Genomic DNA, 22,217 nt, shown 5'->3' with positions numbered 1-22,217 from the left:
ACGAGGCGGCGGGTGGCCCGGTGCGGGAGCCGGTGGGTGACCGGGGGGACGTGGGCGGCGTCCGGGTGATGGTGGTGGACGACCACCCGATGTGGCGCGACGGGGTCGCCCGGGACCTCGCGGACGCCGGGTACGACGTGGTGGCGACCACCGGCGAGGGCCGGCAGGCCCTCAGGATCGCCGCCGCCGTGCGCCCGGACGTCGTCGTGCTGGACCTGCGGCTGCCCGACCTGGCCGGGGTCGAGGTGGCCCGGGGACTGGGCGCGTCCGGCAGCCCGCCGCGCGTCCTCGTGTTGTCCGCCAGCGCGGAGGAGGACGACGTGCTGGAGGCGGTCAAGGCCGGCGCCTCCGGTTACCTGGTCAAGTCGGCGAGCCGCGAGGAGTTCCTCGACGCCGTACGGCGGACGGCCGAGGGTGACGCGGTCTTCACGCCGGGCCTGGCCGGTCTCGTGCTGGGGGAGTACCGCAGGCTCGCCCACCGGACGCCGGAGGCTCCCGGCGACGGGCCGCGCCTGACCGAGCGGGAGACGGAGGTGCTGCGGATGGTCGCCAAGGGACTGACCTACCGTCAGATCGCCGAGCGGCTCGTGCTGTCGCACCGGACGGTCCAGAACCACGTGCAGAACACGCTGAGCAAACTCCAGCTGCACAACCGGGTCGAGCTGGTGCGGTACGCGATCGAGAACGGCCTCGCCGAGCTCGACTGACGACGAGGGCGGAGGCGAGCGCCTCCCCGTCCAGGTGCGGGACCGCAGAGGCGGAAACCGCGGCGGGGGAACGGCGGCGGGACCGCAGCGGCAGGACGGCGGCGGGAGGACAGCGGCGGGGGACGGCGGCGGCGGGACCGCAGCGGCAGGACGGGCGGCGGCGGGACTACAGTGGGGAAGTTCGCGCCGCGCCCGCGCGTTGTGTTCGTGGTGGCGCGGCGACGCGGCGGCCCAGCCGCGCGACGCAGCCCCGTGTCCGCTTCCGGAGGTTCCACCGATGACCATGACCGCCCTCGGCGAGCCCTGCGTGCTGCTCAAGTTAGGCGAGGTGGTCCTGAAAGGCAGGAACCGCGAGGTCTTCGAGATGCGGCTGCGGGCCAACATCAAGAGCGCGCTCAAGGACCACCGGGTCGACATCCGCCAGCGGCACGGCGTGATCGCCCTGTTCCTGCCCGCGGGCACCGCGGTCGAGGAGGCCGAGGTGATCGCCGCGCGGGTGGCCGACGTGCCGGGCCTGGTGCTGGTCCACCTCGCGTGGCGGGTGCCCAAGGACCCGGAGACGATCACCAAGGCCGCCGTCGAGCTCGTCAAGGACACCCCGGAGGTGGCCCGCGGGGCCCGCTTCGCGGTCCGGTCGCGGCGCAGGGACAAGCGGTTCCCCCTGCGCTCGAACGAGCTCGACCGCCTCGTGGGCGGCGCCATCAACGACACCTACGGCCTGCCGGTCGACCTCAGCCGTCCCGAGCTGACCGTGAACATCGAGATCGACAAGGACGAGGCGTTCCTGTTCACCGGCGGGCGGCCCGGCCAGGGCGGGCTGCCGGTCGGGTCGAGCGGCCGGGCGCTGGCCCTGCTGTCGGGCGGCATCGACTCCCCGGTCGCGGCCTACCGGATGATGCGGCGCGGCCTGCGCGTCGACTTCCTCCACTTCTCCGGCATCCCGTACACCACCTCCGAGTCGATCTATAAGGCGTACGCGCTGGTCCGCAACCTCGACCGGTTCCAGGGCAAGTCGCGGCTGTGGGTCGTGCCGTTCGGCAAGGCCCAGCAGTCGATCAGGAACTCCGGCCAGGACCGGCTCGCGGTCATCGCCCAGCGGCGGCTCATGCTGAAGACCGCCGAGGAGGTCGCGCACCGGATCCACGCCGAGGCGCTCGTCACCGGCGACTCGCTGGGCCAGGTGTCGTCCCAGACGCTCACCAACATCACCGCGCAGGACCACGCCGTGGACCTGCCGGTCCTGCGCCCGCTGATCGGCCTGGACAAGACCGAGATCATCGCCGAGGCCCGCCGGATCGGCACGCTGGAGATCTCCGAGCTCCCGGACGAGGACTGCTGCACGCTCCTCGCCCCCCGGTCGGCCGAGACCCGCGCGAAGATCGAGGACCTCAAGCAGATCGAACGGCGGCTCGACGCGGAGGACCTGGCGGCCCAGCTCGCCGACTCGATCCGCCCGTACAAGCTCGACGCCTGATCCGGTACGGCCGCGCGACGGACGCGCGGCCGTACCGGAACCGTGCCGAGTCCGGGCCGGACCCGGACGGCGGGGTCAGGCGAGGGCGGCCGGGGCGGGCCGGGTGAGCGTGCGGCCGAGCAGCGGAGGGAAGTCCCGCATGACGGCTGCGAGCGCCTCGAGGTCGCCGTCCACGAGCGCCTGCGGCCCGTCGCACAGGGCCTGCTCCGGGTTGGGGTGCACGTCGACGATCACGCCGTCGGCGCCGACGGCGACCGCCGCCCGGCTCAGCGGGAGGACCAGGTCCCGCCGGCCGCCGGAGTGCGAGGGGTCGACGATCACCGGGAGGTGCGACAGCCGCTGCGCGACCGGCACGGCGGAGATGTCCAGGGTGTTCCTGGTGGCGGTCTCGTAGGTCCGGATGCCGCGCTCGCACAGGACGATGTCGAGGTTGCCGCGCTGCGCGATGTACTCGGCCGCCATCAGCCACTCCTCGATCGTGGCGGTCATGCCGCGCTTGAGCATGACCGGCTTGCCCGCGGCGCCGACGGCCTGCAGCAGCGCGAAGTTCTGCGCGTTGCGGGTGCCCACCTGGAGCATGTCGGCGTACGACGCGACGAGCGCCACGTCGTGGGCGTCCACCACCTCGGTCACGACCGGCAGCCCGGTCTGCTCGCGCACGTCCGCGAGGATGCGCAGCCCCTCCTCGCCCAGCCCCTGGAACGCGTACGGCGAGGTGCGCGGCTTGTAGGCGCCGCCGCGCAGCAGGGTCGCCCCGGCGGCCTTCGCCATCTCGGCCGCCTCCAGCGTCTGCCGGGGCGTCTCGACGGCGCACGGTCCGGCGATCAGCGTCACCGTGTCCGGCCCGATCGGCACCCCGCGCACCGTCACCGTGGACCGCTCGGGATGGTTGTCCCGGCTCACGAGCTTGTACGGCGTCGACACGCGCACCACGTCCGCCACCCCGCGCATGCCGCGCAGGTTGAGCGCGGCGAACTGCTCCACGTCGCCGATCAGTCCGATGATCGTGCGGCTCACGCCGCGGCTGGCGAACGCCTCCCCGCCCGCCGTCGCGACGAGGGCGACGATCGCCTCGACGTCGTCCTGCGTGGCCTCCGGGGCCATGACGATGACCATGTCAACTCCTTCGCTGGCCGGCCGCCCCGCCGGCGGCCGGTCCCGGAAACGACGAAGGCCCCGGGTCCGTGTGGACCCGGGGCCTTCGTTCGCCGTGGCTGTCAGCGCAGCGCGTGGAGGCGAACGGTCCTCACGGGTCCGTCGCCGTACCAAAACACGTACGCGGTGCGCATGGTCCGAAATATAGCGCATCGCGGGCACCGCCGGCTCCGGGTACCGGTGGGTGCCGGCCGCGTGGCGGGTGGCAGGATGGCGGCGTGCCGGAGATTCCTGAGGAGGAGAACCGCCTGCCCCCCGGGCAGTACATCCCGCGAGGACGGCCCATCATCCATTACGGCAGGGTGCCGGCGTTCCGCCCCCAGACCTGGCGGTTCCAGGTGTTCGGCGCCACCGCCTCCGGCCGGGCAGAGGAGTTCGGGTGGGAGGAGTTCTCCGGGCTGCCCCGCGGCACCGTCGTCGCCGACTTCCACTGCGTCACCAAGTTCTCCATCATGGGCAACGAATGGGAGGGCGTGCCGGCCGCGGCGCTGCTCGACCGGGTCCCGCCCGCCCCCGGCGTGCGGCACGTCATGATCTACGCCGAGTACGGCTACAGCGCCAACCTGCGGATCGGCGACTTCGACCGGCCCACGACGCTGTTCGCCACCCACCTCGACGACAAGCCGCTGTCGCCCGAGCGCGGGCACCCCCTCCGGCTCGTCGTCCCCCACCTGTACGCGTGGAAGAGCGTGAAGTGGGTCCGCGGCGTGGAGTACATGCTGGAGGACCGGCGCGGCTTCTGGGAGGAGCGCGGCTACCACAACGTCGCCGACCCCTGGAAGGAGCAGCGCTACTCATATCAGGAGGACCCCGGCGACGGCCCGCCGTGAGGCCGCGCAGCGGCTACGGTTTCCGGCGTGTCTGCAGCCGTATGGGTGACGCTCTGCGGGCTCTGCGGAGCCCTGGGGTACGCGCTGGCCCGCCGGACGCGCCCCTGCCGCGGCGCGCCGCCGGGTGAGACGACCTACCTCGCCCTGCACATCGCGGGTCTCGCCGCGCCCTCCCTGCGCGCGGGCCTGACCAGGGACTCCGCCCGCCGGGCCGTACGGCACCTGCGGACGCTGCTCGGCACGTCCGGGCTCGCCGTCACCTCCGCCGACCGGGTCCTGGCCCGGGACGGCGACGGACTGCCGGGGGAGGAGGCCCTCCTCGGCCAGGTGCGGCCCGTCATGTCCGGCGGCCGGACCCATCTCGTGGCCGGCGAGCCCGGTGGCGTGATCGTCCCGCTGACCGTGGACGGCCGCGTCGTCGGCACGCTCGCGGCGTACGACCCGGAGGTCAGCGCGTCCCGGGTGCGGACGGCGGCCGAGGTGGGCCGCTGGGTCTCCGGGCAGCTGGAGCTCGCCGAGCTGGACTCCTCCCGCAGGCGCACCCTGGAGGCGGAGACGCGGGCCCTGCGGGCGCAGATCTCCCCCCATTTCGTCTACAACTCGCTCACCACGATCGCGTCGTTCGTCCGGACCGACCCCGAGCGGGCCCGCGAGCTGCTGCTCGACTTCGCCGACTACACGCGCTACGCCCTGCGCCGGGCCCGCGACTTCACCACCCTGGCCGACGAGCTGAGCTGCGTCGACCGCTACCTGCTGCTGGAGCGGGCGCGGTTCGGCGACCGGCTGCGGTTCACCGTGCAGGTCGCGCCGGAGGTCCTGCGGGTGAACGTGCCGTTCCTGTGCCTGCAGCCGCTGGTCGAGAACGCGATCAAGCACGGCATGCCGGGAGAGGTGCGGGTGGTGATCGAGGACGCCGGGCCCGAGGCGCACATCTCGGTCGAGGACGACGGGATCGGCATGGACCCCGATCACCTCAGGGCCGTCCTGGGCGAGGAGCCCAAGGCGGGGATCGGGCTGAGCAACGTCGACACGCGGATGCGCCACCTCTACGGGCAGGCCTACGGGCTCGCCGTGGAGACCGCGCCGGGCAAGGGCACCCGGATCCGCCTCCGCGTGCCGAAGGTCCGTCCCGAGCTCGATCCGATGTGACCGTGGGTGCCTGATCGGGCACTCTTCGTGGTCCCGACTCTTGCGCCGCCGGGGGGACGCGCGGCACGGTGGTGACCATGCTGCGCGTCCTTGCCGTCGACGACGAGGTCCCCGCCCTGTCAGAGCTCGCCTACCTGCTGCGGCAGGACTCCCGGGTCGAGCACGTGAGCACGGCCTCGGACGGCGGGGCCGCCCTGCACGACATGGTGCAGATGATCGCCGACGGCGAGCGGCTCGACGGGGTGTTCCTCGACATCCGGATGCCCGGGCTGGACGGGCTCGACCTCGCCCGGCTGATCGGCGGCTTCCCCGCGCCGCCCCGGCTCGTCTTCGTCAGCGCGCACGACTGCGCGGTCCAGGCGTTCGAGCTGGAGGCGGTCGACTACCTGCTCAAGCCCGTCCGTCCCGAACGCCTCGCCGAGGCCGTGCGCAGGCTCTCCGCGGCCGTCGCCCCCGCCTCCGCCGAGGAGGACGAGGACGTCATCCCGGTCGAGCTGGGGGGCCGCACCAAGTTCGTGGCCCAGCAGGACGTCCGGTACGCCGAGGCCCAGGGCGACTACGTCCGCCTGCACACGGTCGACGCCGCCTACCTCGTGCGGATGTCCCTGGCCGCGCTGGAGCGCCGCTGGGGCGGCTCGGGCTTCATCCGGGCCCACCGCAGCACGCTCGTGAACGCCCGCCACGTGAGCGAGCTCAGGTTCGACGCCGGTCGCGTCGTCCTCCAGGTCGGGACCGAGACGCTGCCGGTGAGCCGCCGGCACACCCGTCAGGTGCGCGAGCAGCTGGTGCGCCAGTTCCGCGCCCCGGGCGCCTGACCCCCGTCCCGGGCCGCCTCTCCTGCCTTGAACCGCCCGCCTGAGGGCGATCCGGCGGCGGGAGCGTTCGCCCGTCGTGCCACGGGGCCCGTGGCGCACGCTGTACGCGCCGCTGCGGCGACGGGAGGGGCGGACCGGCTCCTCGGGGGCAGGCGGGAGGCGACGGCCGCCCAGGACGCCGTACGAGGGCCGGACGGTCACTCTTCGTGATCACGGGACCGGCCGGATGCCGGCCGCCGGACGGGCGTGCGGCGCGCCCGGACCGCCCGCGGGAACCGCCCCCGCGGGCCGGTGTGCCCCCCGGGCGACCGTTCGTCGGCGTCCACGCCCCGCTCATCGCGCCGGAGCGGTCCGCATGGCGCTAACTAGGGACCGCTCGTCCGAAGCCCCATCCGCCCCCGCGATTACTCCTCGTAGTGTTTGGCCCGTCGCAAGACACGCGGGGTAGCCTCGAAGGTGAGCACAGTCTCACCTCAGGGTTACCGGGGCGGGGCCCTCTCGGGGGGGAAGGGCCCCGCCCCGCGTGACGGGGGAGTCCGCGGAGCGATCCGGCCGAACGGGGGCGCCGGATCGCCGCGGACCCCCGGCGTCCCGAGGGGCGACGCCGGCCTCAGGCGCCGCGCAGCTTCTTGAGGGTCTCGATGTCCTGGCGGTGGGCCTCCACCTTGCCGGGCGTCTCGATGCAGACCGGCACCCCGGCCGCGACCGGGTGCCGCATGATCTCTCCGAACGCCTGGGCGCCGATGTGGCCGGAGCCGATGTTCTCGTGCCGGTCCTTCTTCGAGCCGCACGCGTCCTTCGAGTCGTTGGCGTGGATCAGCTTCAGCCGGCCCGGCGCGAGCTCGCCCAGCGCGTCGAACGTCTCCCGCACGCCCTCCGGCGACGCGAGGTCGTGCCCGGCGGAGAAGGCGTGGCAGGTGTCCAGGCACACGCCGACCTTCGGATGACCCTCCAGCGCCTCCAGGTACGGGCCGAGCTCCTGGACGGTCGCGCACAGCATCTGGCCCTGCCCGGCCATCGGCTCCAGCAGCAGGTCGGGCCCGTCGTCGGGAAGCTCGTCGAGCAGCGGCAGCACGTGCTCCCGAACCTGGCGCAGCGCGTCCTCCCGGGGCTGGCTCACGGCCGAGCCGGTGTGGACGACGACCCCGCGCGCCCCGGTCTCCACACCCCGGCGCAGGGTGTGGCGGACGACGGCCACCGAGTTGTCCAGCGTGGCCGCCGTGGGCGAGCCGAAGTTCACCAAATAGGCGGCGTGCAGGAAGACGGGCACGCCCGACTCCCGCAGCTTCGCGTCCTCGGACGGGTCGCCCGCGCTCAGCGCCCAGCCCCGCGGGTTGGTCACGAAGACCTGGATCACCTCGGCGCCGATGTCCCCGGCGTACTTCAGGCCGCCCTTGGCCAGGCCGCCCGCGACGAACACGTGGCCGCCGACGAGAGTGGAAGGAGTCATGGTGACCTCCAGAGTAGTTGGCCGCCCTTTGTGCCAACGTACAAACCGGCGCGGCGCCGGACGCGCGCGGTTCGGACCTCGCGCTGATAGACCTCGCCGTACGGCCGGGGGTTGACTGGCGGGCATGCGAGAACTCGGCCGGGAGGACCTGCGCGCCTGCTGCGCGTCCGCCGCCTGGGCGGACGCGGTGGCCGCGCGGGGGCCGTACCCGGACCTCGGCGCGCTGCTGGACGCGGGGCGGACGGCGCTCGCGGGGCTCGGCTGGGCCGACGTGGAGGAGGCCCTGGCGGCGCACCCCCGCATCGGCGAGCGGCCGGCGGGCGGCGGCAGGGAGGGCGCCTGGTCGCGGTCGGAGCAGTCGGGCGCCGCCGGGGCCGACACCGCCGTCCTGGACGCGATCCGCGAGGGCAACGCCGCCTACGAGGCGAGGTTCGGCCACGTCTACCTCGTGTGCGCCACCGGGCGCGGCGCCGGGGAGATGCTCGCGCTGCTGCGCGCCCGGCTGGACAACGACGACGAGACCGAGCGCGGGGTCGTCCGCGAGGAGCTCGCGAAGATCGTGGCACTGCGCCTGGCCAAGCTGTGGGAGGGCCGGTGAGCCTGTCGACGCACGTGCTGGACACCGCGGCGGGGCGGCCGGCCGCGGACGTGTTCGTCCGCCTGTCGCGCCGGGCCGCGCACGGCTTCGTGCCGGTGGCCGAGGGCCGCACCGACGACGACGGCCGCATCCGCGACTGGACGCCGCTGGGCCGGGAGTGGATCGCGGAGGAGGACCCGCGCCCGGGCACCTACCGGCTCGTCTTCGACACCGCCGCCTACCTCGGGGACGAGGCGTTCTTCCCCGAGGTCAGCGTCGTCTTCACCGTCCGCGCGGCGGGGGAGCACCACCACGTGCCCCTGCTGCTGAGCCCGTTCGCCTACTCGACCTACCGGGGGAGCTAGCAGTGGTCGTCCTCGGACCCAACAGATACGGCAAGGCCGAGACCAGGATCGTCCGCGTCACCCGGCACGGGGACGCCCATCGCGTGAAGGACCTCAACGTCAGCACGGCGCTGTCCGGGGACATGGACGAGGTCCACCTCAGCGGCGACAACTCCGCGGTGCTCCCCACAGACAGCCAGAAGAACGCGGTCTACGCGCTGGCCAGGCGGCACGGGATCGGGGCGATCGAGGACTTCGCGCTGCTGCTCGCCCGCCACTTCGCGGACTCCCAGCCCACCGTCCACCACGCCAGGGTGGCGATCGAGGAGTACGCCTGGGAGCGCAACGGCGCGTCCGGGCACTCGTTCGTCCGCGCGGGAGGAGAGGTGCGCACGTGCGTCGCCCACTACGACGGCGAACGGGCGCACGTGGTCTCCGGGCTGCGCGACCTCGTGGTGCTCAACACCACGAACTCGGAGTTCTGGGGCTACATCAAGGACGAGTACACGACGCTGCCCGAGACCCGCGACCGCATGCTCGCCACCGCCGTCAACGCGTCCTGGCGGCACGACGCCCCCGCAGGCCCGTCCGAGGCGTGGCCCTCGGGCGACTGGGACAAGGCGTACGACAGGGCCAGGCAGGCCCTGCTCGCCGCCTTCGCCGAGACCTACAGCCTCTCGCTGCAGCAGACCCTGTACGCCATGGGCAGCCGGGTGCTCGGGGACTGCCCCGGCGTCTGCGAGGTGCGGCTCTCGCTGCCCAACAAGCACCACTTCGTGGTGGACCTGACGCCCTTCGGCCTCGACAACGACGGCGAGGTCTACCTCGCCGCCGACCGGCCGTACGGGCTCATCGAGGGGACCGTGCTGCGCGAGGACGCGCCCGACGCCGGACCGGCCTGGGAGTGACCATGGACTTCCTCCGCCCCCGCACCTGGGACGAGGCGCTCGCCTTCAAGGCCGAGCGGCCCGACGCGACGCCCATCCAGGGCGGCACCGACGTCATGGTGGAGATCAACCTGGACAAGGGGCGGCCCGCCGCGCTGCTCGACCTCACCGCCGTGCCCGGCCTGGACGACTGGACCCGCGAGGGCGGCGAGGTGCGCCTGGGCGCCGGGCTCACGTACGCGCGGCTGATCGCCGAGCTGGGGGCCGAGTTGCCGGGGCTGGCCCAGGCGTCCCGCACCGTGGGCTCGCCGCAGATCCGCAACCGCGGCACCGTCGCCGGCAACCTCGGGGCGGCCAGCCCGGCCGGGGACAGCCACCCGCCGCTGCTCGCCTCCGGCGCCGTCGTCGAGGCGGCGTCGGTCCGCGGCACGCGCACGATCCCGATCGACGCGTTCTACACCGGCGTGAAGCGCAACGCGCTGGCCCCCGACGAGCTGATCCGCGCGGTGCGCGTCCCCGTCGCCGCCGGCCCGCAGTACTTCTCCAAGATCGGTACGAGGAACGCGATGGTGATCGCGGTGTGCTCGTTCGCGGTCGCGCTGCACCCTGGGGAACGGCGGGCGGGGACCGGCATCGGCTCGGCCGCGCCCACGCCCCGGCGGGCCGCCGAGGCCGAGGAACTGCTGGCCGGGGGGCTCGACTGGGAGGGCCGCGGGCCGCTCGACCCCGGCCTCGCCCGCCGCTTCGGCGAGCTCGTGGCCGGCGCCGCGTCGCCCATCGACGACGTCCGGGGCCGGGCGGACTACCGCCTGCACGCCCTGGCCGTCATGGCCCGCCGGACGCTCGGCTGGGCCTGGAACGACTACACGGGGAGGGCAGCGGCATGAGGGTGAGCCTCACGGTCAACGGCCGCCCGGCCGCGGCCGACGACGTCTGGGAGGGGGAGAGCCTGCTCTACGTCCTGCGGGAGCGGCTCGGCCTGCCCGGCGCGAAGAACGCCTGCGAACAGGGCGAGTGCGGCTCCTGCACGGTCTACCTGGACGGCACCCCGGTGTGCGCCTGTCTCGTCGCGGCCGGGCAGGCCGAGGGCCGGGAGGTCGTCACGGTCGAGGGCCTGGCGTCCGGGGACGACCTCGACGAGGTGCAGCGGGCGTTCGTGGAGGCGGGCGCCGTGCAGTGCGGGTTCTGCACGCCGGGCCTCGTCGTCCAGGCGCACGCGCTGATCGCCGCCGCGGACGGGGTTCCGGGCGACGCCGAGATCCGCGAGGCCCTCGCGGGCAACCTCTGCCGCTGCACGGGATACGAGAAGATCCTCGACGCCGTGCGCCTGGCCGCCGCCCGCGCGGTCGCGCCCTCCCCCGGATCGTCGGCGTGAACGGGGGACCGCCGCACGGTCCCGCCGTGAATGGCGCCTGTTCCCGCGCCGGGGGACCGCCGCACGGCCGCGCCGTCCCCCGGGCCGTGGGCGTGAACGCCCGTCCCCGCACCCCGGCCGCCCGCGCCCGCTCCGGAGGCTTCCGTGCCTGATGCGACGACCCCGCCCGTGGTCATCGAGAACGCCTACATCGTGCCGGTGGCGGGGGAGGAGATCCCGTCCGGGCACATCGTGATCGAGGGGGACCGGATCACCGCGGTCGGCCCCGGGCCCGCGCCGTCCGCGCCGGAGGGCGCGGAGCGGGTCGACGGCGCCGGCTGCCTGGCCACCCCCGGGCTCGTCAACACCCATCACCACCTCTACCAGTGGGCCTCCCAGGGGGTGACCCCGGACGGCACGCTGTTCGAGTGGCTGGTGGCCAGCTACCGGCTGTGGGCGCGGATGGACGCCGAGGTCGTCGGGGGCGCCGCCACCGCCGGGCTCGCCTGGCTGGCCCGCTCAGGCTGCACGACCTCGACCGACCACCATTACGTCTTCCCCAAGGGCAGGGGCGACCTGTTCGAGGCGGAGATCGAGGCGGCCCGGCAGGTGGGCCTGCGGTTCCACCCCTGCCGGGGGTCGATGGACCGGGGCCGGTCTGGGGGCGGCCTCCCGCCGGACGAAGTGGTGGAGGAGGCCGACGAGATCCTCCGGGCCACCGAGGAGGCCGTCCGGAAATATCACGACCCGTCGTTCGGATCGATGCTGCGGATCGCGGTGGCGCCGTGCTCGCCGTTCTCGGTCACGGGAGACCTGATGGTCAGGTCGGCGGAGCTGGCCCGGTCTCTCGGCGTCCGCCTGCACACGCACGTGGCCGAGACGGCCGACGAGGACGAGCACTGCCGGGAGCAGTTCGGCATGCTCCCCGTGGAGTACCTGGACCGGCTCGGCTGGCTCGGTCCCGACGTGTGGCTCGCCCACTGCGTGCACCTGACCGACAAGGACGTGCGCCGCTTCGCGGACACCGGGACCGGGACCGCCCACTGCCCCTCGTCCAACGGCCGCCTCGGGGCCGGCATCGCCCGCGTCAGCGACCTGCTGCGGGCCGGCGCGCCGGTCGGGCTCGGCGTCGACGGCGCCGCCTCCAGCGAGATGACCCCGCTCGCCGGGGAGATCCGGATGGCGATGCTCATGCAGCGCGCCCGGTACGGCCCCCGCGCCCTCACGGCCCGCCAGGCGCTGGAGATGGCCACCCTCGGCGGCGCCCGCTGCCTCGGACGGGAGGGGGAGATCGGCTCGCTGGAGCCGGGGAAGCTGGCCGACGTCGCCCTGTGGCGGCTCGGCGGCTACTACGACGGCGTCGACGACCCGGTCGTCGCGTTCGCCTACGGCCAGACCCCGCCGCTGGCCCGGCTGCTCGTCGGCGGCCGTACCGTCGTCGCGGACGGCGAGCTGCGCACCGTCTCCGACCAGGCCGCCGCTGAAGCGGGGGCCCGTGCCCACCGCCGTCTCCTGGCCAGCGATCATTTCTAGACGACAGGGTCGTGGTCGCGGCACGGAGGGACGGGACATGGACAGGCAGCCCATGACGAGGCGGGGGGCGACGCGCGGACGCGGCGCCCGGCCGGCGGGCGGGGAGCGGGCATGAGCGGGCAGGCGTCCGGTCACGTCGCCAGGGAGACGGCCGGCCACGCGTCCGCGCCGGCGTCCGGGCACGCGTCCGGGCACGTGGTCATCGCGCCGGACAAGTTCCGCGGCTCGCTCACCTCGCCGGAGGTGGTCGAGCACGTGGCCGCCGGGCTCGGGGACGTCCCGGTCGTGCGGCTCCCGGTGGCCGACGGCGGGGACGGTACCGTCGACGCGGTCGTCGCCTGCGGCTTCACCCGGGTGGAGGTCGAGGTCACCGGGCCGACGGGCCTGCCGGTCCGCGCCTCCTACGCGGTGCGCGACGAGCCGGGCGGCGGCCGTGTGGCCGTGGTCGAGCTGGCCGAGGCGTCCGGGCTGCGGAGGCTGCCGGAGGGCGAGGGGCCGGCCCCGCTCACGGCGACCAGCTATGGCACCGGTGAGCTGATCGCCCATGCCGTTCGGCACGGGGCGACCCGGGTCGTCCTGGGGCTCGGCGGCAGCGCCTGCACCGACGGCGGCGCGGGCATGGCCCAGGCCCTCGGGGCGCGGCTGCTCGACGCCGGCGGGGCCGACCTGCCGCACGGCGGCGCCGCCCTGCGCGCGCTCGACAAGATCGACGCCTCGGGCGTGCTGCGGGGGGCCGAGGTGATCGTCGCGAGCGACGTGGACAACCCGCTGCTCGGCCCGTACGGCGCGGCGGCCGTGTACGGCCCGCAGAAGGGCGCGGCCCCCGACGACGTGGCGGTGCTGGAGGCGGGGCTGGCCCGGCTGGCCGCGGTCGCGGCGCACACCCACGGCCTGGCCGGGGCGGCCGAGCACGACGGGGTGGTCCGGAGCATGGGCGTGGCCGGGACGCCGGGGGCCGGCGCGGCGGGCGGCGTGGGCTTCGCCGCGCTCGCCTTCCTCCACGCCGAGATTCGCTCGGGCATCGAGTACCTCCTTGAGCTGCAGGACTTCGACCGGCACGCCGAGGGAGCCCGGCTGGTGATCACGGGGGAGGGGTCGCTCGACGAGCAGTCCCTGCGCGGCAAGGCCCCGGTCGGGGTGGCGACGGCGGCGGCCAAGCACGGCGTGCCGGTGGTCGCCGTGTGCGGGCGGCGCGAGATCGGCGACGACGACCTGCGGGCGGCCGGGATCGAGGCGGCGTACGCGCTGACCGACATCGAGCCCGACGTCCGGCGGTGCATGGCGGAGGCCGGGCCGCTGCTCGAACGGCTGGCCCGCCGGGTCGCCGCCGCGCACCTGCCGCCCCCCGCCCCCGGCGGTGCGGCATGAGCGAGCGGAGCGAGCGAATCAGTAGGCACTGTGCGTTTCGCGAATGCGGCTCCGAGCCGTCAGGCGAGGAGGTGGCATGAGCTCGCCGTACGAGCTGGTGGTGCGGTCGCGGCGCGCGGTGACGCCCGAGGGCGAGCGGCCGGCGGCCGTGGCCGTGCGGGACGGGAGGATCGCGGAGGTCGGCGCGTACGACGACCCCCTGCCCGCCCTGGAGACCGTCGACCTCGGCGACCTCGCGCTGCTGCCGGGCCTGGTGGACACCCACGTCCACGTGAACGAGCCGGGCCGCACCCACTGGGAGGGGTTCGCCTCGGCCACCCGGGCGGCGGCGGCCGGCGGCGTGACGGCGATCGTGGACATGCCGCTCAACTCGCTGCCCCCGACGGTCTCGGTCGCCGCGCTGGAGACCAAGCGCCGGGCCGCCGAGGGCCAGTGCCACGTCGACGTGGCGTTCTGGGGCGGCGCGATCCCCGGCAACCTGGCGGACCTGCGTCCGCTGCACGAGGCCGGTGTGATCGGCGTGAAGTGCTTCCTGTCGCCGTCGGGGGTGGACGAGTTCCCGGCGCTCGACCGGGAGGGGCTGCGGGCGGCGCTGGCAGAGGTGGCCTCGTTCGACGGCCTGCTGATCGCGCACGCGGAGGACCCGGGTCTGCTGGCCGAGCCCGCCGGTCCGACGTACGCCGAGTTCCTGCGGTCCCGGCCGCAGGACGCCGAGCGGCGGGCCGTCGAGCAGGTCGTCGAGCTGGCCGCGGAGACCGGTGCGCGCGCCCACATCGTGCACGTGTCGGCCGCCGCCTGCCTGGAGCCGCTGCGGCGCGCCCAGCGCGACGGGGTGCGCGTCACGGCCGAGACCTGCCCCCACTACCTCACGCTGAGCGCGGAGGAGGTGCGCGGCCCGGCGTACAAGTGCTGCCCGCCGATCAGGGAGGCGGCCAACCGCGACGCCCTGTGGCGGGCCCTCGCGGAGGGGGTGCTCATCGGCGTGGTCTCCGACCATTCGCCCTCGACGCCCGATCTCAAGGTGCCCGACTTCGCCGCGGCCTGGGGCGGGATCTCCTCGCTCCAGCTCGGGCTGCCCGCGGTCTGGACGGCCGCCAGGGAGCGCGGGCACGGCCTGGCCGACGTGGTGCGGTGGATGGCCGCGGGCCCGGCCCGGCTGGCCGGCCTGCCGTACAAGGGGGTGATCAGGGAGGGCGCCGACGCCGACCTGGTGGCCTTCGACCCGGACGCCGGGTTCACCGTCGACGTGGCCGCCCTGCACCACCGCAACCCGGTCTCGCCGTACGACGGGCACGCCCTGACGGGCGTCGTCCGGACCACCTGGCTGCGGGGCGTCCCGGTCGACTTCGCCACCCCCCGGGGGCGGCTGCTGAAAGGAGCGTCCCGATGAGCGCGTTCACCCGTCTGCCCGACCTGGCCCTGCGCACGTACGGCGGCTCGGTCGTGGCGGCCAACGACGAGTCGTTCGCCGAGCGGGAGGCCCTCATCCGGCCCGGGCCCCCCGAGTTCCGCCCGCATACCTTCGGCGCGAAGGGCCAGGTGTACGACGGCTGGGAGACCCGGCGGCGGCGCGAGCCCGGCCACGACTGGGCGATCGTGCGGCTGGGCCTGCCCGGGGTGATCCGGGGCGTGGTCGTCGACACGGCGTGGTTCAAGGGCAACTACCCGCCGTACGCGTCCGTGGAGGCGTGCGAGGCCGAGGGGCACCCGGCGCCGGACGAGCTGGACGGCTGGGTGGAGATCGTGCCGAGGAGCCCGCTCTCCGGGGACGCGGCGCACGAGTTCGCCGTGACCGGCGAGCGGCGGTTCACGCATGTGCGGCTCAACATCTTCCCCGACGGCGGCGTGGCCCGGCTGCGCGTCCACGGGGAGGTCGTCCCCGACCCGGCGTTCCTGGACGGGCTCACCGTCGACCTCGCCGCCCTGGAGAACGGGGGGCTGGTGGTCGCCTGCTCCAATGAGTTCTACTCCTCGCCGAACAACGTCATCGCCCCCGGGCCGGCGCGCAACCAGTCGGAGGGCTGGGAGACCGCCCGGCGGCGGGACGGCGGCAACGACTGGCTCGTGGTGGCCCTCGCCGGGCCGGGCACGGTCGCGGTGGCGGAGCTGGACACCTCGAACCTGCTGTTCAACGCCCCCGGCTGGGCCGCGGTCAGCGGCGTCGACGCGAGGAAGGCGTCGCCGGACGACCGGGACGCCTGGTTCCCGCTGCTGCCGCGGACGCGACTGCAGCCCGACACCCGGCACCGGTTCCGGCTCGACTCGGACCGTACGGTCACCCACGCCCGGCTCGACGTCTACCCGGACGGCGGCATGGCCCGGCTGCGCCTGCTGGGCAGGCTCACCACCTGAGCGGCGCGGGGCGACCCGGCCCCGGCCCGCGCGGAGGCCCGCTCGGACGGTTCGGTGCCAGTCGGTTCGGTGCCCGTCGGTTCAGTGCCAGATGGTGATGCGGGTGCCCATGGGCTGCTGGCCGAGCGGGTTCTCCCCGACCACCCGCCGGGTGCCGACCAGGTTGCGGACCTTGACCTGGAACCCGGCGGCCTTCAGCTCGCTGACCGCGTCGTTCACGTCTTTGAACCGGACGTCGGGGACGACCACGAAGTCCGGCGGGGCCTCGGAGTTGTCGTTCTCCCACGGCCAGTGCCAGCCCGTGTCGGGCCCCTTCGAGACGGTCAGGTGGACGACCGCACCGGCCGCCACCTCGGAGCCGCCCGACGGGTCCTGCGCGATGACGGTGCCGGGCGGGGTGTTGTCGGCCGTCTCGTCGATCTGGACGTTGAACCCCTTGTCCCGCAGGAACTTCTCGGCCTGGTCGCGCATCATCTGCGTCACGTCCGGCATGAGCAGGCCGGCGCTGATGACGAGGTTGACCGTGCCGCCCTTCTTGATCCGCTTGCCCACCATCGGGCTGGTGCGGATGACCTGGCCGCGCGGCACCGTGTCGCTCGCGCTCTTGCTCACCCGGCCGACGACCAGCCCGACCTCGGCGACCTGGGCCCGCGCGTCGGCCTCGGTGAGGCCCTCGACCTTGGGCACCGGGATGGTCTCCGGGCCCGCCGACGGGATCAGCGTCACCACCGACCCCCGGGCGATCTCGGCGCCCGCCCCGGGGTCGGTGTCGAGCACCGTGTCCTTCGCGGCCTTGTCGTCGAAACGGGCCTTGCCGATCCGCACCTCGAACCCGGCCTGCTGCGCCTGCTGCCTGGCCACCTTGACGTTCCGGCCGACCAGGTCGGGCACCTTCACGTACCGCCCCTGGGAGAACCACCACCCGGTGAGGGCGACGCCGGCCACCATCACGAGGGCGAGGCCGAGCACCAGCCAGTTGGGCCGGAAGCGGCGGCGCCGGGCCGCGGGCTCGCCGTCGTGCCCGATCGGCAGGTCCGACCGCGGCTGGATCATCGTGTGCGACGCCCCCGGCTGCGCGCCCGGCGACAGGTACTGCCCCGTCCCGTACGGCGGGGCCGTCCCGGCGGCGGCGGCCGGCGGGGGAGCGGTGGGGCCGGTGAGCGCCCCGGGCTGCAGGCCGGTCGGCCCGGTGTAGGAGCCCGTGGCGCCGGTCCTCGGCAGCGACCGGTGGGCCTCGACGGCGGCGACCAGCATGGCGGTCGCGTCGGCCGGGCGGCGGGCCGGGTCCTTGTCCGTGGCCGCCGCCACCAGCGCGTCGATCGACGGCGGGATGTCCGGCACGACTGAGGACGGCGCCGGGACGGTCTCGTGCACGTGCCGGTACGCGACCGACATCGGGGTCTCGCCCGCGTACGGCTGGCGTCCCGTGAGCAGCTCGAACAGCATGATGCCGGTGGCGTAGACGTCGCTGCGGACGTCGGCCGTGCCGGTCGTGACCTGCTCGGGCGACATGTAGCCGATCGTGCCGATCATCATGCCGGTCTTGGTCTGGTTGGTGGCCTCGACGGCCCTGGCGAGGCCGAAGTCCACGACCTTGACCCGGCCGTCGTCGGTGAGTAGCACGTTCTCCGGCTTGACGTCCCGGTGGACCATCCCCGCCTGGTGGGCCGCGCCGAGCGCGGCGAGCACCGGGATGACCATCTCCAGCGCCTCGCGGGCCGGGAGCCGGCCGCGCAGGCGCAGGACGTCCCGCAGGGTCTTGCCCGGCACGTACTCCATCGAGAGGTAGACGTGCGCCCCGTCGGTGCCCTGGTCGAAGACATGGACGATGTTGGGGTGGGAGAGGCTGGCCACGGACTTGGCCTCGCCGATGAAGCGCCGGACGAACTGCGGGTCCTCGGCGAGCGAGCGGTGCATCACCTTGACGGCGACCGTGCGGTCGAGCCGGACGTCCAGAGCCAGGTAGACGGAGGCCATGCCGCCCCGGGCGATCCGGGACTCGACGCGATAGCGCCCGTCGAGCACCTGCCCTACGAGCGGATCGGTTAGCGTCGTGTCCACTCGCCCGAGTTTACGGGTGATTTGCCACCCGCAGTGTTACGGAATCCCAAACCGAGACCTATTCGCGGAGCTTTCCGTACCATCGGAATGCCCTACGGAATCCGATAACCGGAGCTACCGGATGCCGCCATTCCGGTTTCACCGCAGCGGCCGCGGTCGGACCGCCGGGGTCACGCCGTGGTCGGACGGCCGGGGGAGGACGCCTCGGCGTACCGGCGGCGCGGGATGCGTCCGGCCAGCCGCGCCTGCCGGCCCGCCGTCACGGCCGACCGCATCGCGGCGGCCATCAGCCCGGGTCGCTGGGCGCGGGTCACCGCGCTGGCCAGCAGTACGGCGTCGCACCCGAGCTCCATGGCGAGCGCGGCGTCGCTGGCCGTGCCCAGCCCGGCGTCGAGGATGACCGGGACCCCGGCGGCCTCCACGATCAGCTCGATGCTGTGCGGGTTGCGGATGCCGAGGCCGGAGCCGATGGGCGCGCCGAGCGGCATCACCGCCGCGCAGCCGGCCTGTTCGAGCCGCCGGGCCAGCGCCGGGTCGTCGCCGATGTAGGGGAGGACGACGAAGCCGTCCGCCACCAGGCGCTCGGCCGCGTCGAACGTCTCGACGGGGTCGGGCAGCAGCGTCCGCTCGTCGGCGATGACCTCCAGCTTCACCCAGTCGGTCTCCAGGGCCTCCCGGGCCAGCCGGGCCGTCAGCACCGCTTCGCCGGCCGTGAAGCAGCCCGCCGTGTTCGGCAGCACCCTGATGCCTCTGCGGCGCAGCACGTCGAGGACCGAGCCGCCCGCGGACGGATCGAGCCGGCGCATGGCGACCGTGGTCAGCTCGGTGCCGGACGCCTCCAGGGCCTCGTCGAGCACCTCCAGGGAGGGCGCGCCGCCCGTCCCCATGATCAGGCGCGAGGAGAACTTCTCGCCGCCCAGCAGGAACGTGTCGTCGTCCGGCGCCGCCACGCTCACCGCGGTGTCCCGCATCGTCATCCTCCCTGCACCGCCGTCAGCACCTCGACCGTGTCGCCGCCCGCCAGCGGGGTCGACTCCCAGCTGCCCCGGCTGACCACCTCGCCGTTCACCGCCACCGCGACGCCTGACGTGAGCGGCGTCAGGGCGCGTACGGCGTGGCCGGCGGTGGCCCCGTCGGGCAGCTCGACGGCCGTGCCGTTGATCACAACCTTCATCGGCTGAATCTCCCAGGATCGCAGGACTTCACGACCTCCGGAGCGCCGGCGCCCGTGACGAGGGCGACGACGGCCTCGGCCGTGACGGGGGCCAGCAGGACGCCCGCGCGGTGGTGCCCGGTCGCCGCGAGCACGCCGGGCGGGCCTGCCGGCCCGATCAGCGGCAGGTTGTCGGGCGTGCCCGGGCGGAAGCCCACGGTGGTCTCGGCCAGCTCCAGCTCGCTGATGCCGGGGACCAGCTCCCGGGCGTCGCGCAGCAGCTCGTAGACGCCGCCGGCCGTCACCCGGGCGTCGAACGCCAGCTCCTCCACGGTCGCGCCCAGCGTGATCTCGCCGTCGCCGCGCGGGACGAGGTACACCGGCGACCCGTGGACCAGGCCCCGCACGCACCGGGTGAGAAACCCCTGCGGCCCGCGCAGCCGGAGGATCTGCCCCTTGACCGGCCGTACGGGCAGGCCGGGAAGCAGCGACGGCGACCACGAGCCGGCCGCCACGACGACGTGCCCGGCGCTCAGGAACTCGCCCGAGCCCAGCCGCACGCCCACGCCGCCGCCCACGCCCACGCCGCCGCCCACGCCCACGCCCAGGGGGACGATCTCGGTCGCGCGGTCGTACAGGATCTCGCCGTCCCAACGCTGGACGGCGGCCAGCAGGGCCCGCACCAGCCTGCGGGGGTTGATCCAGGCGTCGTCGCGGGCGAGCAGGCCCCCTCTGACCGCGGGGGAGAGCATCGGCTCCAGGGCGCGGCACTCCCGCCCGGTCAGCCGCTCGACCCGCAGCCCGAGCGTCTCCTCGAAAGCGGCGAGCCGGTCGAAGTACGCCATGTCGTCGGAGCTGTAGGCGATCTCCAGCGTGCCCTCGCGCCGGTGGTCGACCTCCACGCCGCTCTCGTCGTCGAGCTCCGCCCGGAAGCCCGGCCAGGCGGCGAGGGAGGCGAGGCCGAGCCGCAGCAGCGGCTCCTCGGTGTAGGTCACCTCGCTGACCGGCGCCAGCATCCCCGCGGAGGCGTGGGTCGCGCCGGTGCCGGGGGCCGGGTCGACGACGACCACGGACATGCCCTGCCTGGCCGTCCGCCAGGCGACGGACAGTCCCGCGACCCCTCCGCCGACGACCACGACGTCGCAGACGAGGTCGGCACGGGCTCCGTGCGGATCTGACACAGCGCTCCCTTCGCCGGCATTACCCGGATCAGGTCGTCTGGCGGTCGAGAGCCTCCGCTCTCCTCTCAGCCCGGCCGCCGGGCTCCCGCGCGTCTTACGCCCCTCAGCCTAGCCCTGCGGCCGCGCGTCACGCACAACGGGCGGCACGGCCGGTGTGCGCAGTAGTTGCCCAAGTCGTTATGGCACCTGCATTGGCGGCATGCCCGGTGGACAATCTATGGTCAGGTGGTGGATCACGTCGTGGTGGTGGGGGCCGGCCTGGCCGGCGTGCGAAGTGTCGAGGCTCTGCGGGCCCACGGTTTCGCGGGCCGGATCACGCTGATCGGCGAGGAACGTCATCGCCCCTACGACAGGCCGCCGCTGTCGAAGGCGGTGCTGCTCGGCGAGACCGACTCCACGGTGGTCGACTCCGACCTCGACGCCCTCGACGTACGGCTGTGCCTGGGCGCCGCGGCCAAGGGCCTGCGCGAGGGCGTGCTGGAGACGACCGAGGGCGAGCTGGAGTACGACGGCCTGGTGATCGCGACCGGCGCGACGCCGGTGCGGTTGCGCGGCGAGGGCCGCCAGCACGTGCTGCGCACGATCGACGACGCGCTCGCGCTGCGCGAGCGGCTGGTCCCCGGGGCCCGGGTCGCCGTGATCGGCGCGGGCTGGATCGGCGCCGAGGTCGCCACCGCGGCCGCCCGCGCCGGCTGCGCGGTCACCGTGGTCGAGGCGGGCGAGACCCCGCTGGCCGCCGCGCTGGGGGCGGTCGGCGGGCACACCATCCCCTGGTACGCCCAGGCGGGCGTTGAGCTGCGACTTGGGGCGAAGGTCGGCACGATCGACGCCGACGGGCTCACGCTCATGTCGGGCGCCCGGGTGAAGGCGGACGTCGTGGTCACCGGCGTCGGCGTGCGGCCCGCGGTCGAGTGGCTGAAGGGCTCGGCCGTCGAGGTGGACAACGGGGTCGTGGTCGACGAGCACCTGCGCACCCGCCTGCCCGGCGTCGTCGCGGTCGGCGACTGCGCCAGCTGGTGGTCGCGCAGGTTCGGCACGCGGCTGCGGGTCGAGCACTGGGACACCGCCCTGCAGGCGCCCGACACGGCCGCCGCGGCCCTGCTGGGCGAGGACGCCGTCTACGACCCGGTGCCGTACTTCTGGTCGGAGCAGTTCGGCCACATGGTCCAGTTCGCGGGGCACCACCCGGCGGCGGAGCGGGTGCTGCTGCGCGGCGACCCGCGGGGCGAGGGGAAGTGGGCGGCCTGCTGGCTCACGGCCGGCGACCGGCTCGCGGCCATCCTGACCGTCGACCGGCCGCGCGACGTGGTGCAGGGGCGGCGGATCGTCGAGGCCGGGCACCGGCTCGACCCGGCCCGCCTGACCGACCCGGCCGTGCCGCTCCGCGACTGCATTATGGCGTAATCGAGGTGTTTCCCGGCTGCTCGCCTGTGGTAATGGTGGATCCGTGACGCTTACTGTTGCGCAGATCGACCGGGACACCGACCAGCTCGTAGGGGAATGGCTCCCCATCTCGGAGGCCGCCAAGAGGCTGGAGATCAGTATCGGGCGGGTCAAGCAGCTCCTCAAGGACAAGAAGCTCGTCGGCGTCCGCCGCGGCGGCGGCGAGCCCCAGATCCCCGCGGTGTTCATCGCCGGCGGCGACGTGCTGAAGGGGCTCCCGGGCACGCTCACCGTCCTGGCGGACGCCGGATACGACGAGGTCGAGTCGATCCGCTGGCTGTTCACGGCCGACGACTCGCTCCCCGGATCGCCGATCGACGCCATCGCCGCCGGTCGGCACACCGAGGTCAAGCGCAGGGCGCAGGCCCTGGGCTTCTGAGCCGC

22 protein-coding genes and 1 riboswitch are annotated in these 22,217 nt (G+C 74.5%); of the genes, 16 read left to right on the top strand and 6 right to left on the bottom strand.

The annotated features are described in order from the left end of the window. Window positions 1-68 precede the first annotated feature (68 nt). The gene (locus Mco01_RS01420; protein ID WP_204055211.1) at window positions 69-707 is read left to right on the top strand and encodes a response regulator; all 639 of its coding nucleotides are present in this window, start codon (window positions 69-71) and stop codon (window positions 705-707) included. A 277-nt stretch (window positions 708-984) separates the two neighbouring features. Next, window positions 985-2,181, top strand: a complete 1,197-nt coding sequence (thiI, locus tag Mco01_RS01415) for a tRNA uracil 4-sulfurtransferase ThiI (RefSeq protein WP_204055061.1) — start codon at window positions 985-987, stop codon at window positions 2,179-2,181. A gap of 75 nt (window positions 2,182-2,256) precedes the next feature. Here thiI and aroF read toward each other — a convergent pair whose 3' ends face one another. Next, window positions 2,257-3,297 (bottom strand): 3-deoxy-7-phosphoheptulonate synthase, encoded by a 1,041-nt coding sequence (aroF, locus tag Mco01_RS01410; protein WP_204055060.1) that lies wholly within the window; start codon window positions 3,295-3,297, stop codon window positions 2,257-2,259. A gap of 257 nt (window positions 3,298-3,554) precedes the next feature. Between aroF and Mco01_RS01405 the strand changes: the two genes are divergently transcribed. The 3 genes from Mco01_RS01405 to Mco01_RS01395 all read left to right on the top strand — a co-directional run bounded on the left by Mco01_RS01405 (window position 3,555) and on the right by Mco01_RS01395 (window position 6,130). Beyond that, window positions 3,555-4,166, top strand: coding sequence for a molybdopterin-dependent oxidoreductase (locus Mco01_RS01405; RefSeq protein WP_204055059.1), 612 nt, complete (start codon window positions 3,555-3,557; stop codon window positions 4,164-4,166). A gap of 27 nt (window positions 4,167-4,193) precedes the next feature. Next, window positions 4,194-5,315, top strand: coding sequence for a sensor histidine kinase (locus Mco01_RS01400; protein WP_204055058.1), 1,122 nt, complete (start codon window positions 4,194-4,196; stop codon window positions 5,313-5,315). A 77-nt stretch (window positions 5,316-5,392) separates the two neighbouring features. Continuing rightward, window positions 5,393-6,130: a LytR/AlgR family response regulator transcription factor gene (locus Mco01_RS01395; RefSeq protein ID WP_204055057.1), complete on the top strand. Its 738-nt coding sequence runs from the start codon at window positions 5,393-5,395 to the stop codon at window positions 6,128-6,130. 610 nt (window positions 6,131-6,740) lie between these two features. Here the strand turns inward: Mco01_RS01395 and Mco01_RS01390 are convergent. Next, on the bottom strand, window positions 6,741-7,580 hold the full coding sequence (locus tag Mco01_RS01390) for a deoxyribonuclease IV (RefSeq protein ID WP_204055056.1): 840 nt from the start codon (window positions 7,578-7,580) through the stop codon (window positions 6,741-6,743). Between the two features lie 124 nt (window positions 7,581-7,704). On the opposite strand from Mco01_RS01390, the gene uraD reads away from it, so the two are divergent. From uraD to alc, 9 genes are all read left to right on the top strand, one after another. Beyond that, complete coding sequence (gene uraD / locus Mco01_RS01385; protein ID WP_204055055.1) at window positions 7,705-8,178, top strand: 2-oxo-4-hydroxy-4-carboxy-5-ureidoimidazoline decarboxylase; 474 nt, start codon at window positions 7,705-7,707, stop codon at window positions 8,176-8,178. Next, window positions 8,175-8,522 (top strand): hydroxyisourate hydrolase, encoded by a 348-nt coding sequence (gene uraH / locus Mco01_RS01380; protein WP_204055054.1) that lies wholly within the window; start codon window positions 8,175-8,177, stop codon window positions 8,520-8,522. The genes uraD and uraH overlap by 4 nt, the downstream gene beginning before the upstream one ends. 2 nt (window positions 8,523-8,524) lie before the next feature. Then, window positions 8,525-9,409, top strand: a complete 885-nt coding sequence (gene pucL, locus Mco01_RS01375; RefSeq protein ID WP_204055053.1) for a factor-independent urate hydroxylase — start codon at window positions 8,525-8,527, stop codon at window positions 9,407-9,409. A 2-nt stretch (window positions 9,410-9,411) separates the two neighbouring features. Then, the gene (locus Mco01_RS01370; RefSeq protein WP_204055052.1) at window positions 9,412-10,275 is read left to right on the top strand and encodes an FAD binding domain-containing protein; all 864 of its coding nucleotides are present in this window, start codon (window positions 9,412-9,414) and stop codon (window positions 10,273-10,275) included. After that, window positions 10,272-10,763, top strand: coding sequence for a (2Fe-2S)-binding protein (locus Mco01_RS01365; protein WP_204055051.1), 492 nt, complete (start codon window positions 10,272-10,274; stop codon window positions 10,761-10,763). Before Mco01_RS01370 ends, Mco01_RS01365 begins: the two co-directional genes overlap by 4 nt. 144 nt (window positions 10,764-10,907) lie before the next feature. Then, window positions 10,908-12,275: an 8-oxoguanine deaminase gene (locus tag Mco01_RS01360; RefSeq protein WP_239103251.1), complete on the top strand. Its 1,368-nt coding sequence runs from the start codon at window positions 10,908-10,910 to the stop codon at window positions 12,273-12,275. Between the two features lie 111 nt (window positions 12,276-12,386). Beyond that, window positions 12,387-13,643: a glycerate kinase gene (locus Mco01_RS01355; RefSeq protein ID WP_204055050.1), complete on the top strand. Its 1,257-nt coding sequence runs from the start codon at window positions 12,387-12,389 to the stop codon at window positions 13,641-13,643. Window positions 13,644-13,719: 76 nt separating this feature from the next. Continuing rightward, complete coding sequence (allB, locus tag Mco01_RS01350) at window positions 13,720-15,033, top strand: allantoinase AllB (protein WP_204055049.1); 1,314 nt, start codon at window positions 13,720-13,722, stop codon at window positions 15,031-15,033. After that, a complete protein-coding gene (gene alc, locus Mco01_RS01345; RefSeq protein ID WP_204055048.1) occupies window positions 15,030-15,995 on the top strand; it encodes an allantoicase in 966 nt (321 codons plus the stop codon). The genes allB and alc overlap by 4 nt, the downstream gene beginning before the upstream one ends. Window positions 15,996-16,076: 81 nt before the next feature. Here alc and pknB read toward each other — a convergent pair whose 3' ends face one another. The 4 genes from pknB to thiO all read right to left on the bottom strand — a co-directional run bounded on the left by pknB (window position 16,077) and on the right by thiO (window position 20,390). Then, a complete protein-coding gene (gene pknB / locus Mco01_RS01340; RefSeq protein ID WP_204055047.1) occupies window positions 16,077-18,056 on the bottom strand; it encodes a Stk1 family PASTA domain-containing Ser/Thr kinase in 1,980 nt (659 codons plus the stop codon). Window positions 18,057-18,226: 170 nt separating this feature from the next. Continuing rightward, a complete protein-coding gene (locus Mco01_RS01335; RefSeq protein WP_204055046.1) occupies window positions 18,227-19,027 on the bottom strand; it encodes a thiazole synthase in 801 nt (266 codons plus the stop codon). A 2-nt stretch (window positions 19,028-19,029) separates the two neighbouring features. Then, complete coding sequence (thiS, locus tag Mco01_RS01330; RefSeq protein WP_036321579.1) at window positions 19,030-19,230, bottom strand: sulfur carrier protein ThiS; 201 nt, start codon at window positions 19,228-19,230, stop codon at window positions 19,030-19,032. Then, complete coding sequence (thiO, locus tag Mco01_RS01325; RefSeq protein WP_204055045.1) at window positions 19,227-20,390, bottom strand: glycine oxidase ThiO; 1,164 nt, start codon at window positions 20,388-20,390, stop codon at window positions 19,227-19,229. The genes thiS and thiO overlap by 4 nt, the downstream gene beginning before the upstream one ends. Further along, a riboswitch (TPP riboswitch) is annotated at window positions 20,379-20,489 on the bottom strand. (Overlaps the previous gene by 12 nt.) A 129-nt stretch (window positions 20,490-20,618) precedes the next feature. Between thiO and Mco01_RS01320 the strand changes: the two genes are divergently transcribed. Further along, entirely contained in the window at window positions 20,619-21,794 is a 1,176-nt protein-coding gene (locus Mco01_RS01320) for an NAD(P)/FAD-dependent oxidoreductase (protein ID WP_204055044.1), read from the top strand. Between the two features lie 43 nt (window positions 21,795-21,837). Then, window positions 21,838-22,212, top strand: coding sequence for an Rv2175c family DNA-binding protein (locus Mco01_RS01315; protein ID WP_036321575.1), 375 nt, complete (start codon window positions 21,838-21,840; stop codon window positions 22,210-22,212). The last annotated feature ends 5 nt before the right edge of the window (window positions 22,213-22,217 follow it).

Origin of the sequence: Microbispora corallina, from assembly GCF_016863035.1 — a bacterium.
Classification (GTDB): domain Bacteria; phylum Actinomycetota; class Actinomycetes; order Streptosporangiales; family Streptosporangiaceae; genus Microbispora; species Microbispora corallina.
Note: the sequence above shows the minus strand (reverse complement) of the source record. Positions and strands in the feature narration are given on the sequence as shown.

Excerpts from the sequence above, each read along its gene's own strand:
- Mco01_RS01420 (WP_204055211.1), top strand. The coding sequence starts at position 69 with ATGGTGGTGGACGACCACCCGATGTGGCGCGACGGGGTCGCCCGGGAC.
- thiI (WP_204055061.1), top strand. The coding sequence starts at position 985 with ATGACCATGACCGCCCTCGGCGAGCCCTGCGTGCTGCTCAAGTTAGGC.
- aroF (WP_204055060.1), bottom strand. The coding sequence starts at position 3,297 with ATGGTCATCGTCATGGCCCCGGAGGCCACGCAGGACGACGTCGAGGCG.
- Mco01_RS01395 (WP_204055057.1), top strand. The coding sequence starts at position 5,393 with ATGCTGCGCGTCCTTGCCGTCGACGACGAGGTCCCCGCCCTGTCAGAG.
- Mco01_RS01390 (WP_204055056.1), bottom strand. The coding sequence starts at position 7,580 with ATGACTCCTTCCACTCTCGTCGGCGGCCACGTGTTCGTCGCGGGCGGC.
- uraD (WP_204055055.1), top strand. The coding sequence starts at position 7,705 with ATGCGAGAACTCGGCCGGGAGGACCTGCGCGCCTGCTGCGCGTCCGCC.
- Mco01_RS01370 (WP_204055052.1), top strand. The coding sequence starts at position 9,412 with ATGGACTTCCTCCGCCCCCGCACCTGGGACGAGGCGCTCGCCTTCAAG.
- Mco01_RS01365 (WP_204055051.1), top strand. The coding sequence starts at position 10,272 with ATGAGGGTGAGCCTCACGGTCAACGGCCGCCCGGCCGCGGCCGACGAC.
- Mco01_RS01355 (WP_204055050.1), top strand. The coding sequence starts at position 12,387 with ATGAGCGGGCAGGCGTCCGGTCACGTCGCCAGGGAGACGGCCGGCCAC.
- allB (WP_204055049.1), top strand. The coding sequence starts at position 13,720 with ATGAGCTCGCCGTACGAGCTGGTGGTGCGGTCGCGGCGCGCGGTGACG.
- alc (WP_204055048.1), top strand. The coding sequence starts at position 15,030 with ATGAGCGCGTTCACCCGTCTGCCCGACCTGGCCCTGCGCACGTACGGC.
- Mco01_RS01335 (WP_204055046.1), bottom strand. The coding sequence starts at position 19,027 with ATGCGGGACACCGCGGTGAGCGTGGCGGCGCCGGACGACGACACGTTC.
- thiS (WP_036321579.1), bottom strand. The coding sequence starts at position 19,230 with ATGAAGGTTGTGATCAACGGCACGGCCGTCGAGCTGCCCGACGGGGCC.